Origin of the sequence: Mycobacterium sp. 1245852.3 (genome assembly GCF_001669335.1) — a bacterium.
Classification (GTDB): domain Bacteria; phylum Actinomycetota; class Actinomycetes; order Mycobacteriales; family Mycobacteriaceae; genus Mycobacterium; species Mycobacterium europaeum_A.
In genome coordinates this window covers 19,377-31,103 of the sequence record NZ_LZLL01000353.1, presented here as the reverse complement: position 1 = coordinate 31,103, position 11,727 = coordinate 19,377, and the positions used below count along the sequence as shown (strand labels likewise).

14 protein-coding genes and 1 pseudogene are annotated in these 11,727 nt (G+C 66.1%); 3 read left to right on the top strand and 12 right to left on the bottom strand.

The features are described from left to right. Positions 1-761 (bottom strand): annotated as a pseudogene (locus A9W96_RS15885) (enolase); the annotation flags it as partial. 164 nt (positions 762-925) lie between these two features. On the opposite strand from A9W96_RS15885, the gene A9W96_RS15880 reads away from it, so the two are divergent. Then, positions 926-1,117 (top strand): ferredoxin, encoded by a 192-nt coding sequence (locus A9W96_RS15880; protein WP_066864855.1) that lies wholly within the window; start codon positions 926-928, stop codon positions 1,115-1,117. Between the two features lie 13 nt (positions 1,118-1,130). Here A9W96_RS15880 and A9W96_RS15875 read toward each other — a convergent pair whose 3' ends face one another. From A9W96_RS15875 to A9W96_RS15830, 10 genes are all read right to left on the bottom strand, one after another. Further along, positions 1,131-1,682, bottom strand: a complete 552-nt coding sequence (locus A9W96_RS15875) for a carboxymuconolactone decarboxylase family protein (RefSeq protein ID WP_066864859.1) — start codon at positions 1,680-1,682, stop codon at positions 1,131-1,133. A gap of 1 nt (position 1,683) precedes the next feature. Further along, a complete protein-coding gene (locus tag A9W96_RS15870) occupies positions 1,684-2,529 on the bottom strand; it encodes a TauD/TfdA family dioxygenase (RefSeq protein WP_067141111.1) in 846 nt (281 codons plus the stop codon). A 41-nt stretch (positions 2,530-2,570) separates the two neighbouring features. Then, a complete protein-coding gene (locus A9W96_RS15865) occupies positions 2,571-2,909 on the bottom strand; it encodes a hypothetical protein (protein WP_066881316.1) in 339 nt (112 codons plus the stop codon). Continuing rightward, on the bottom strand, positions 2,906-4,168 hold the full coding sequence (locus A9W96_RS15860; protein ID WP_067141109.1) for an aromatic ring-hydroxylating dioxygenase subunit alpha: 1,263 nt from the start codon (positions 4,166-4,168) through the stop codon (positions 2,906-2,908). Before A9W96_RS15860 ends, A9W96_RS15865 begins: the two co-directional genes overlap by 4 nt. A gap of 13 nt (positions 4,169-4,181) precedes the next feature. Then, positions 4,182-4,925: an SDR family NAD(P)-dependent oxidoreductase gene (locus tag A9W96_RS15855; protein WP_067020673.1), complete on the bottom strand. Its 744-nt coding sequence runs from the start codon at positions 4,923-4,925 to the stop codon at positions 4,182-4,184. Between the two features lie 22 nt (positions 4,926-4,947). Then, entirely contained in the window at positions 4,948-6,036 is a 1,089-nt protein-coding gene (locus A9W96_RS15850) for a ferredoxin--NADP reductase (RefSeq protein WP_082972304.1), read from the bottom strand. A gap of 77 nt (positions 6,037-6,113) precedes the next feature. Beyond that, positions 6,114-6,566 (bottom strand): MarR family winged helix-turn-helix transcriptional regulator, encoded by a 453-nt coding sequence (locus tag A9W96_RS15845; RefSeq protein ID WP_066864875.1) that lies wholly within the window; start codon positions 6,564-6,566, stop codon positions 6,114-6,116. An 11-nt stretch (positions 6,567-6,577) separates the two neighbouring features. After that, positions 6,578-7,825 carry an amidohydrolase family protein gene (locus A9W96_RS15840; RefSeq protein ID WP_067141106.1) on the bottom strand — a complete coding sequence of 416 codons (1,248 nt, stop codon included), beginning with the start codon at positions 7,823-7,825 and terminating at the stop codon, positions 6,578-6,580. After that, entirely contained in the window at positions 7,822-8,157 is a 336-nt protein-coding gene (locus A9W96_RS15835) for a hypothetical protein (RefSeq protein ID WP_197499536.1), read from the bottom strand. Before A9W96_RS15835 ends, A9W96_RS15840 begins: the two co-directional genes overlap by 4 nt. Then, the gene (locus A9W96_RS15830; RefSeq protein WP_067141103.1) at positions 8,154-9,422 is read right to left on the bottom strand and encodes an aromatic ring-hydroxylating dioxygenase subunit alpha; all 1,269 of its coding nucleotides are present in this window, start codon (positions 9,420-9,422) and stop codon (positions 8,154-8,156) included. Before A9W96_RS15830 ends, A9W96_RS15835 begins: the two co-directional genes overlap by 4 nt. A 186-nt stretch (positions 9,423-9,608) precedes the next feature. Here A9W96_RS15830 and A9W96_RS15825 point away from each other — a divergent pair, with 186 nt between their 5' ends. Then, positions 9,609-11,012, top strand: a complete 1,404-nt coding sequence (locus A9W96_RS15825; RefSeq protein WP_067141100.1) for an aldehyde dehydrogenase — start codon at positions 9,609-9,611, stop codon at positions 11,010-11,012. 4 nt (positions 11,013-11,016) lie between these two features. Here A9W96_RS15825 and A9W96_RS15820 read toward each other — a convergent pair whose 3' ends face one another. Beyond that, positions 11,017-11,211, bottom strand: a complete 195-nt coding sequence (locus A9W96_RS15820; RefSeq protein ID WP_066881330.1) for a long chain fatty acid-CoA synthetase Faa4p — start codon at positions 11,209-11,211, stop codon at positions 11,017-11,019. A gap of 298 nt (positions 11,212-11,509) precedes the next feature. On the opposite strand from A9W96_RS15820, the gene A9W96_RS15815 reads away from it, so the two are divergent. Next, positions 11,510-11,725 carry a hypothetical protein gene (locus tag A9W96_RS15815; protein WP_067020680.1) on the top strand — a complete coding sequence of 72 codons (216 nt, stop codon included), beginning with the start codon at positions 11,510-11,512 and terminating at the stop codon, positions 11,723-11,725. The last annotated feature ends 2 nt before the right edge of the window (positions 11,726-11,727 follow it).

Genomic DNA, 11,727 nt, shown 5'->3' with positions numbered 1-11,727 from the left:
TCGCTGTCGTACACCTCGCTGGACGCGCAGTCCAGCGCGAACGCCATGAGGTCGGCGCAGCCGGCGCGCTCGACGGCCTCGGCCAGCACCTCCATGACGGCGTGCGGGTCACTGGACGGCGCGATGTATCCGTACGACGACGCCAGCATCGGCGCGCGGCCCAGTCGCTCGGCGAGCACCTCGCCGAGCGTCTCGAACAGACTCACCCCCCTTTCGACCGCCGATTCGATCGAGTCCGCGCGGTACGGCACCACCAGGAATTCGCTGAACGTCTGGCGGACGTCGCCGTAGTGCCCGCCATTGATCATGTTGAAGCTGGGCACCGGGACGGTGGTGGGCGGTTCGAGCCCGAGCAGTTCGCCGACGTAGGTATAGGTGGACGTGCCCGCCGCGGCGGCGGCCGCGCGCAGCAGCGCGATCGACGTGGAGTAGATCGCGTTGCCGCCGAGCCGGTGCTTGTCCGGTGTGCCGTCGAGCGCGATCAGCACCCGGTCCAGGGATCGCGGATCGTCGAGCTCCGCGCCGATCAGGGCCGGGGCGATTTCGTCGTCCACCGCGGCGATGGCGCGGTGCACGCTCAGGCCGTTGTATCTGGTCCGGTCCCCGTCCCGTAGGACGTACGCCTCGTGCGACCCCACCGAACTGCCGGTCGGAGCTGCGCCGCGGCCGACAAAGCCGGTGTCGGTGGTGATTTCGACTTCCAGAAGGGGCCGGGCTTTGCAGTCCAGCAGTTGGCGGGCGATGACGGATGCGATCTTCATCGTCGACCTCCCGGACCCAGGGTTCCAGCCTAAGGCCGCGGCACTGAGAGGTCACTGAGAAGTCGCGAATCGGAGGCCGTTTCCCGCCCAGCCGCCCTAAGCTAGCGTTTACACAAGTTGTACTGTAAAAACTCCGAGCTCTCGATCGGAGAAGGAGGATCTTCATGCGGCCGGTAGTGAACCTTGATCGGTGCGAAGGCAATGCCTACTGCGTGAACATCGCGCCGGATGTCTTCCGGCTCGACGATGACGACTACGCGGTGGTCACCGCCGATCCGGTGCCCGTCGAGCAGGAGGCGTTGGTCGAGCGGGCGATCGCCGAATGCCCGCGCGCCGCCCTGTCCCGCGAGGACTAGCGGGCGACCAGGTCTAGCCGTGCTCCTCCTGGACGCCGAAGGTGTTGACCGCCAAGGCCAGTAAGAGGTAGCCGCCGATGGTGAAGGTCAGGTCCATGCACTGCTGCTGGGTGAACAACTCGCACAACAGATCCCAGGTTGCCTGGCTGATCGTGCTGTCGGCGGTGAGATCGTCGACGGCCCGGATCACGGCCTGGTCCGTCCGATCGGCGCAGTGCCCGGATCGGATGCCGTCGATCTCGGATTCGGTCAGGCCGGCGCGCAGGGCGATCGGGACGTGGTGTGACCACAGGTAGCCGCAGTTGCTGCGATGTACCACGCGCAGCAGCGCGACTTCTCGCACGCGGGGCGACAGCGTCGACCGCGCGAGCAGGTAGGCGTTGAACGGCAGGTAGGCCGCGGTCAGCTCGGGATGACGGACCATGGTCGACAGAACATTGCCCGCGCCAACGGGATTCGCCCGCTCGGCCGGGATCAGGGACGCCAGCGCCGTGCGCGCGCCCTCGTCCCACTCGTCGGCGGGTAACGGTGACAGGCGCAGTGGATGTCCGTCGGACGCGGTCATGCTATTGGATCGGTTCGTCGCCGAGCACGGTGGTGCGCAGCATTTCGCGTTGTGAGTCCGGGTCGTAGGGGGCCGCGCGGTGCAGCACTCCGCGGTTGTCCCAGATCACGGTGTCGCCGACCGACCAGCTGTGGCTGTACACCTTGTCGGGCACCGTTGCGCGCTCGAGCAACTCGTCCAGCAGGGCGCGTCCCTCGTCGAGATCCATGCCGACGACGTAGTCCGCGGAGGCGCCCAGCACCAGCGATTTGCGGCCGCTGCGGTGAGTCCACACCAGCGGATGTTCGTGCGTGCGCCGGGACCGCCAGCGCTGCACCTGTTCCGGGGAGGGGTCGGGGTAGACGCGGCGCTGGGACGCTTCCAGCGAGTGCACCACACGCAGCGTGCCGAACCGCTCCTTCTCGTCCTCGGTCAGGGCGTCGTAGGCGGCGTAGGAGTTGGCGAACTCCGTTTCGCCGCCCCACTCGGCGACCTGGACGGCCGTCAACACGGTGGCCTTCTGCGGGCATTCGTCACTCAGCGGTGTGCAGCCGTCGATGTGCCAATCGAAGGTGGCCTTCAAGTAGGCGGCCGAGGCATTCTTGGACTTGTCCAAGGTGATCGGGTAGATGCCGGCCACCGGGTGGTGACCGTCGGACGAGTGGTCGATCTCGCCGAGGCGGCGGCAGAACTCGACCTGGGCCGCCGGGTCGAGCTGCAGGCCGCGGAACACCAGAACGCCGTTGTCCTCCAACGCGTCCAGGACGGCTGCACCCACCGAGTCGTCGCCCGCCAGCGCGGCCGGCTCCAGGCCCGCGACTTCGGCACCGACGGATTCGGTGAGCTTGGTGATGGTGAGCAGACTCATCGTCGCTCCTTTCGATGAAGGGATGTCTGACGGCGGAAAGCTCAGGGCACCGGGCCACCGGTGCGGATCATCACCGCGTCGGCGGCGTCGACCGGGGCGGGTTGATGCATGATCTCCACCGCCATGGCGACCATGATCAGCGAATAGATCATGTGCAACAGGTTCAGCGCGTCGTCGGGCACGTTGTCCAGGGGAAACTTGTCGCAGTAGTCGATCGCCTCTTCGAGCCGGGGGAAGAACGCGTCGTAAAATTCGCGCAGTTCCGGCATCGACGAGTTGACCCGGGCGTTCCAGCGTTCGGTTTCGGTTGCCAAGCACCATGTTTCGGCATAGCCCTCCAGCTCGGCGAAGGCGCTGGGCAGCTTGACAGGCATGGTCACACCCCCACCGAATCCCGTTCGCGGCGATAGGCGTCGACCCAGTCGACCACGACCTTGTGCAGGTGGCGCACCAGGATCTCTTGATCGTTGAGCGGGAAGTCGTCGACGATCCCGTACTCGAGTGCCGCCTGCGTCCCGCCGAGCATCCCGGCGTCTTGCAGCGCAAACTCTTTCAGCACCACCGAGGCGACCTCGTGCTCGATGCGCTCCCGCACGGTTCGCGCCGGATGGAAGTAGGTGTAGGCCTCGAATCGATGCGTGTTGTGCGAGGTGGGCCAGTACCGGTACAGCAGATACCACCCGCCATAGATCAGGATCTCGATGTTCGGGAAGATCTGGAAATTGCTGATGCCCCAGGGCTCGATCCCGCCGGGGTTGAGTCCGGCCGGCAAGTCACCGATGTCGGGGGTTCGCCACGGTCCCACCAGTCCGCTGCGGGTGGCCCGCTCGATCGGATACATGTATTCCGGCGGCAGCAGCCAGCGCCGCCGCCCGGCCGTGGAGACCAACCGGTGCGGGCCGTCGAGTTGGAAGTGCCCGCAAGTGAATCCGGCGTTGGGGTCGCGCACCTCGGAGGGGACCTGCTGTGAATGCAGCGAGGGCACGTGGTAGTACTCCTGGAAGGCGTCGGCGAAGATCTTCCAGTTGCTGTTGTTGTGCGCCACCCAGTCGTAGCGCTCGGTCAACTTGTCGAACGGGTAACCGTCGAGGCCGGTGATCATCGGACCGAGGAACTCCCGCAGGCTCTGGCGGGGTTCGGGGTCGAAGTTGATGAAGACGAAGCCGTTCCACACGTCGCAGTGCACCGGCCGCAACCCGTACTGCGCGGGGTCCAGGTCGAAGAACTCCGATTCCTGCTGGACGAACTTCAAGGCGCCCTGCAGGTCGTAGCGCCAGCCGTGGTACTTGCAGGTGAACTGCCGACACGTCCCGCGCGTCTCCTCGCCGGGAAAGTCATTCCACACCAGCTTGTTTCCGCGGTGACGGCACACGTTGTAGAACGCCCGGATGCGCTCGTCCTTGCCCTTGACCAGGATCACCGAGACGCCGACGACTTCGATCTCCTTGGTCAGGTAGCTGCCGACACGCGGCAACTCCTCCACCCGCGCGAGGTTGAGCCATGCCCGTTTGAAGATCGCCTCGCGCTCGAGTTCGTAGAACTCTCGCGACGTCGAGTCCTTGAAAGACACGGGCCCCGTTCCCAATTCGGGATAGTGCTCGGTCCAGGAGCCCTCCGGCGGCCTGCCTACTCTGGTCATCGAATCCTCACAATCACATCACCGCTCCGCCGTTGACGCCCAAAACCTGGCCGGTGATGTACCTGGCTTCTTCGGAACACAGGAATCCCACGGCCGCGGCGATATCGGCGCCGGTGCCGAGGTAACCCAACGGGATGTTGCTGGCGATCTGCTCGTTGGACGGCAGGTATCCGGCGGCCTGGCCCTGGTGCTGCATCGGGGTTTCGATGCCCGAGGGCGGAATGTTGTTCACCGTGATCCCGTGCGGCGCATATTCACGGGCCAACGACTTGGTCAAGGTGATCACCGCGCCTTTGGACGCCGCGTAGTGGGCGGCGAACGGCGAGCCCCGCTGGGCGCTCGACGACGAGATCATCACGATCCTGCCCCAGCGCGCCTCCACCATGTCCGGCAGAGCGACCTGGCAGCAGTGAAAGGTGCCGGTGAGATTGACATCGATGATCCGCGACCAGGTTTCGGCGCTGATCTCCAAGAACGGCGAGAAGTCGAACATGCCCGCACTGGTCACCAGGACCGTCACCGGGCCCAGCTCGCTGCGCACCTTCGCAAACGCGTGCTCCACGGCGGACCGATCGGTCACGTCGGCACCCACCCCCAGCGCAGTCACACCGTCGGCGCGCAGATCGTCGGTGACGCGTTGTGCGGCATGCTCGTTGACATCGAGGACCGCGACCTTGAGTCCGCGCCGACCCAATTCATGGCACGTCGCTTCGCCCATACCCGAGGCGCCTCCGGTCACCACCGCCACCCTGGTCATCGACTCCGCTCCACCCTTTCCCTCACTCGTAGACCACCCGCACCGTGGGGCTGGTGGGCAGGGCCTGACACGTCAGCACCCAGCCCTCCTCGACCTCGTCCGGATCGAGCGCGTCGTTGTTGATCATCCGGGCGCTGCCGTGGGTCAGGCGGCCCATACACGTTCCGCACGAACCGATCTCACACGACGACGGCGCGCGCAGCCCGGCCATGCGGGCCGTCTGCAGCAACGTGTTGCCCGAGTGGTACGGCGCGGTCGTCGTCGATCCGTCCAGCACGATGGTGACCTCCTCGGTCACCACCTCGGTGTCCGGGGGCGCCGCCGCGGCCACGTCGTCGACGTCGAAATGCTCGATGTGCAGGCGATCGGCCGGCACGCCGGCCGCGCACACGGCGGTTCGCACAATCTCCATGAACTCGTTGGGCCCGCAGATGTATACCTCGGCGTCGCCGGCATCGCGGACGAACGCCTCGATCTCCGCTCGGGTGACGAAGCCGGTGTGGTCGTCGAGGTGGTGGTGCAGGACGAAACGATCGGCGTGCCGCGCGGCCAGCGACGCCAAGGCCTCGTCGAAGATCACCGCGTCGCGGCTGCGGTTGGCGTAGAACAGTCGCGTGGCGCGGGTGCCCGACATCAGGGCCGTCCGCAGCAGCGAAAACACCGGCGTGATGCCACTTCCCCCGGCGAAGGCGATCAGATCTCGGTCGGTCTCGCGCAACACGAAGCGACCCTGCGGCGGCAGGGCGGGCAGCCGGTCGCCGGCTGCGGCCGTGTCATTGAGCCAGTTCGACACCACACCGTCTCGGTCGCGTTTGACGGTGATCTGCAGGTCTTCGTCCGGTAACGACGACATCGAATAACACCGTCGATGCTCGCGTCCGTCGACGGTGACCAGCAGCGTCAGAAACTGTCCGGCCTGGTACCCGAACTGTTCCGCGCTGCCCGGTGGGACATCGAGAACGATCGACACGGCGTCGCGGGTCTCGCGAACCACGCGCTTGATCCGCAGTGGCACAAAGCCATCCGGCGACGCGGCGATGCCGACACCGGTGCCCCCGGCGTCGGTCGTGGTCGCCGAACCGGCGGTTGTGGTCGCGCGGCTTTCACCCATCCCGGCCAGAGTATCAACTACTTGCGATTAGTCTCAAGTACTAGATACAGGTGCAGCCCGTCGCTGCCCACGGGCAGTCAGCCCTCGACGTGGTCGTTGAACAGTTCGTGGCCGGTGCCCTTTTCGACCACCCGGCCCAGCAATTCACGCAGGGTCCGTTGCTCCTGCTCGGTCAGCACGCCGAACACCTCCTGATGGGCGGCGATCGCGTCGTTGACCACCGTTTCGGCGACCTTGCGGCCCTCGCCGGTGAGGTAGGCCCGCAGGATGCGCGCGTGCTGGGGATCCTGCTTTCTTTCCACCAGGCCGCGGCGTTCCAGGGCGGTGAGCGCGAGCTGGACGCCCTGCGGGCTGATCAGCAGGCGCCGCGCGAGCTCGGCGCCGGACAAGCCGGGTTCGTTGGCCAGTTGGCGCAGCACGCCGATCTGGGCGGTGCTCACGCCGTGTTCGCGCATCGCCTCGTTGATGGTGGTCAGCGAGTAGTAGAAGGCCTGTTTGAGCAGCCACAGGATGTTGTCGGTCAGTTCCATGCCCGCCTCCGTTACGTCGCGGGGGTCTTGTAGATCTGCCCGCTTTTCATGACAAAGCGAACGTCGAGGGTGGTGGCGATGTCGTCGAAGGGGTTGCCGGGGACGGCGATGATGTCAGCCAGATAACCGGGCGCCAGCCTGCCCAACTCGTCGTCCGCCTCGATCAGCTCGGCTGCCACCACGGTGGCCGCGTGGATCGCTTGCGCGGGCGTCATGCCCCGTTCGACCAGCGCGCCCAGTTCCTTGGCGTTGTGGCCATGCGGGATGGCCGGCGCATCGGTGCCGCAGGCGATCCGCACCCCAGCCTCGATCGCCTTGGGCAGCATCGACTTTGCCCGCGGGAAGACCTCGAGCGCCTTCTTGCGAAGCTCGGGTGCGATCCGATCGATGGCCATGGCGTCGGTCAAATACGTGGTCGAGACCAGGAATGTGCCGTGATCGACCATCATCTGGATGGTCTCGTCACTGGCCAGAAATCCGTGTTCGATGCAGTCGATCCCGGCGCGAATGCACGCTTGAATTGCGCTGTCCCCCACGGCGTGCGCGGCCACCCGGACCCCGGCCCGGTGGGCCTCGTCGGCGATGGCGGCGAACTCGGCATCGGAGTACTGCTGGGCACCCGGCGCGGTGCTGTGTGACATAACCCCGCCCGAGGCGGACACCTTGATCAGCTTGGCGCCGTGCCGGATTTGGTAACGCACGCAAGCGATCACGTCGGGAACGCCGTTGGCGATGCCTTCGGCGACCGAGAGCGGCATGACCCCGGGGGCCAACCGCTGGAAGACCGTCGGGTCCAGGTGCCCGCCGTACGGGGTGACGGCGTGGCCGGCGGGATAGATGCGCGGTCCGATGTGCCAACCCTGGTCGATGGCGCGCTGCAGCGCCACGTCGAGCAGGTATCCCCCGGTCTTGACCATCAGCCCGAGATTGCGCACCGTGGTGAACCCGGCCTCCAGCGTGGTGCGCGCGTTGACCGCGCCGCGCAGCGTGCGATACGCGGGGTCGTCCTGCACGCCATGCATGGGCGACGGCAGGCCCTCGGGGCCGCCGGGTCCGCCGATGAGCAGGTTGAGCTCCATGTCCATCAGCCCGGGCAGCAGCGTCACGTCGCCGAGATCGACGATGTTGGCCGAATCGTCAAGCGGCTCTTGGGGATTGATCGCGGCGATGCGTTCGCCGTCGATCACCACCTCCGCCGGCGTGTGGATCTGACCCGTCACGACGTCAGCCCAACGCGCCGCCCGCAGCACGCAGGTCATGGAACGGGCTCGGACACGCAGTCAAGGCTCGAAGCACCCGAATCGGGGACGCGGGGCTGTTTCCAGCACTCCACCGGGAACGACACCATGATCATCGAATACAGCAGATGCATCAAATTCTGGACGTCGTCGGGCAGGTCGTCGAGGGAGAACTTGTCGCAGAACGCCAGCGCCTCTTCGGCACGCGGGGTGATCGCGTCGTAGAAGGCCTTCATTTCCGTCATGGAGCTGGCCAGCCTCTTGGCGTAGCGTTCCGGTTCGCTGGGCAGGCACCACTCGGCGAACCGTTCGAGGTCGGCGAACTCGGCGGGCAACATCGACATCGTGTTCACACTCCTGCCGTCGAGGTCCGGCGATAGTCATCGATCCAGGCCGCAGTCTCCTTGTGCAGGTGACGGATCAGGACTTCCTGGTCGCAGAGCAGGAACTCGTCGATCACCTGGGATTCGAGCATCGTCTGCGTCGCCTCCAGGGTGTTGGCGTCCTGCAGCCCGTATTCCTTGAACGACACGGCCGCCAATTCCTGAGCGACCCGCTCGCGCGGGGTACGCGGCGCCGGGAAGTACAGCGTTCCTTCGAACAGGTGGCTGTTGTACGACGTCGGCCAGTAGTGATAGGTCAGATACCAACCCTGACCCCAGAAGAGGATGACGAAGTTGGGGAACAGCTGAAACGAGTCCAGGCCCCACGGGTCGCATTTCGCGGGGTTGAGCCCGGCGGGCATCGGCCCGAGATCGGGCTTGTCCCAAGGCCCGAACAGTCCGCTCTGGCAGATGTCCTCGATCGGCTTGCGCATCTCGTCGGCCATTTCCCAGGCCCGCACCCCCGACGTGCTGACCAGCCGGTGCGGCCCGTCCAGCCGATAGTGCGGGGCTTCAAAACCCGCCTGGGCGGCCGCCTTTGAGTAGGCGGTCGGCGACTGGTTCGCATGCAACACCGGGGCGTGATAGAACTCCTGGAACGCGTCCATGTAGAGCTTCCAGTTCGCCTTGACTTCCGAGCGGTAGTACCAGCGGGAGGTCATCTTGTCGAAGGGGTAACCCTCCAGCCCGGTGATCATGGGCCCCAAGAACTCTCGCAACGACTGCTCGGGTTTCTTGGCGAAGTTGACGAAGATGAAGCCTTCCCAGACCTCGCAGTGCACCGGCACCAGGCCGTAGCGACTCTTGTCGAGGTTGAAGAACTCCTCCTCCTGCTGCACGAAGGTGAGGTTGCCGTTCAGGTCGTAGCGCCACGCGTGGTATTTGCAGGTGAACTGCCGGCACACGCCGCTCGTTTCTTCCTGCGGCATGTCGTTCCACACCAACTTGTTGCCGCGGTGCCGGCATACGTTGTGGTAGGCCTTGATGTCACCGGATGCCGTGCGGACCAAGATGATTGACGTGTTGACGACCTTCAGCTCCCTGGTGAGGTAACTGCCCTTACGCGGAAGCTGTTCCACGCGACCGACATTGAGCCAGGCCCGTTTGAAGATGGCCTCGCGCTCCAGCTCGTAGATCTCCGGGCTGATGGAGTCGTGGTACGACACCGGGTCGGTGCCCAGTTCCGGGTAGTGCTCGGTCCAGCTGCCCTCCGGCGGTTTGGGGAATCGAGCCATGATCGCTCCTTAAGCAGTCCAATCTCGGCAAAACCGTCGGCGCCCAGCCGCGTCTCGCAGCACTGTCTGCGCGAAACAACCGCCTGCGCACCGGTTTCACCGATCCGTGAGAGCTCCGTCACGGCCGACGGTATATCCTCGACCCCATCAATAGCAAGTAGTTGATATTGGCCTCGGGAGGCACGGATGGACCGCAGTGTCGTGCAAGTCATCTCACCACATACCGAAGAACCCATCGCCGAGGTCGATGCGGCGGGATCCGACGGCGTCGACGCCGCGGTAACCGCCGCGCGCGCGGCCTTGACCTCGGCGCCCTGGGGCCACAGCGAACCGTCGGACCGGATCGCCGCGATCCGGCGGCTGGCCGACATCTACGACGGGCGTCGCGGCGAGATGGCCGACATCATCACCGCCGAGATCGGTGCGCCGATCAGCTTCGCCCAGCGCGCCCAGGTCGGCCTGCCCACGTTCATGATCCGCGCGTTCTGCGACCTGGCCGAGCGGCATCAGTGGCAGGAGACCAGGACCGGGTTCTTCGGCAGCGATGTGCTGGTCCGCAAGGAGCCCGTCGGCGTCGTCGCCGCGATCGTGCCGTGGAACATGCCCCAGTTCCTTATCGTCACCAAGCTGGTGCCGGCGCTGCTGGCCGGCTGCACCGTCGTGCTCAAGCCCGCGCCCGAAAGCCCGTTGGACGCCCTGCTTTTGGCCGAGATGATCGACGAGGCCGGCCTGCCGCCCGGTGTGGTCAGCGTGCTGCCCGGCGATGCGAGCCTCGGCGCCTACCTGGTCGCCCACCGCGGAGTGGACAAGGTGTCGTTCACCGGCTCCACCGCGGCGGGCCGCGCCGTCGCCGCCGCTTGCGCGGCCAACCTCACCAAGGTCAGCCTCGAACTCGGCGGGAAGTCCGCGGCGCTGGTCCTCGACGACGCGGCACCGGACAAGGTCGCCGCCGGCGTGCGATCGGCCAGCCTGTCCAACAGCGGCCAGATCTGCAACGCGCTCACCCGCGTCCTGGTGCCGCAGGAGCGCCATGACGAATACGTCGACGCGCTCGCCGCCGAGATGTCCGGCCTTCGCGTCGGCGATCCGGGCGACCCCAAGACCCAGCTCGGTCCCCTGGTCTCCCGTCGCCAGCAGCAGCGCGTTCGCGACTACATCAACGTCGGTCAGCAGGAGGGGGCACGGCTGATCGTCGGCGGCGCCCACATGCCCGACGGGCTCGACCGCGGCTGGTACGTCCGGCCCACCCTGTTCGCGGCGGCCAACAACACCATGCGGATCGCGCGGGAAGAGATCTTCGGCCCCGTCATCACCGTCATCCCCTACCGCGACGAGGACCAGGCGGTGGCGATCGCCAATGATTCGGACTACGGCCTGGCCGGATCGGTGTGGGGAAACGACACCGACCGGGCCCTCGCCCTCGCCGCGCGGATCCATACCGGCACCGTCGGCATCAACCAGGGCTACACCATGGACCCGTTCGCGCCCTTCGGCGGCGTCAAAGGCAGCGGCTATGGCCGAGAACTCGGCCCCGAAGGTCTCGACGGCTACGTGGATACGAAATCAATCGCCGTCGCCCAAGCCGGCTAGGTAGCTAGCTGGTCTCGCTGGCGACGTAAACGGCGACATATCCGATCGGGATGCCGGTCCAGGTCGCGATGGACTCGCGGGCGGCCAGCTCCACGGTGGCCCGGCTGCTGGCGCGGGTGGCCCTGCCGATCTCGGGAATCCGGATCATCCATCCATCCGCGTCGCGAGTGATTTCGATGTCGAAGCACTGGCCGACCATCGGGCACTTCACGCGGGGAGCGACCCGCGTTCGGCGGGCGCCGCGCAACGATTGGCGGCGCAGCAGAGTGGGCTGAACAGGCATGGCTGCTTTCCTGAGTCGCGGACGAACCGCGGGCAACAGTAATCCGCATCGAGGCGAAAACCTAATTGGCGGTCTCAGGTGGATAACGACGAATCGTAATGCCGCCGCGACGTTCCGTGCGGATAACCGAGCGGTCGACGGCTGGAGGCCTATCATGTGATGTAGACCACATCTCGCCGTGGCATGTTGCGGGCGTCACACCGAAGGAGATTTCATGGTTGGCGTGGATCGTCCTCATAAAACCGTCATCGCGCCTCGTACCGGCGCGGCGGTCAATTCACACCGTCTGCTCGTCGCCTTCCTGACCGTCACCGTCTTTATCTGCGCAATCGTGGGCGTCATCGCGGCCGCGATGATGGGGCAAACCACCGCGGCGCTCCTCATCGCGCTGGTGGCCGGGGGATGGTTCTCGGCCGCCGCCTTCTGCTGATC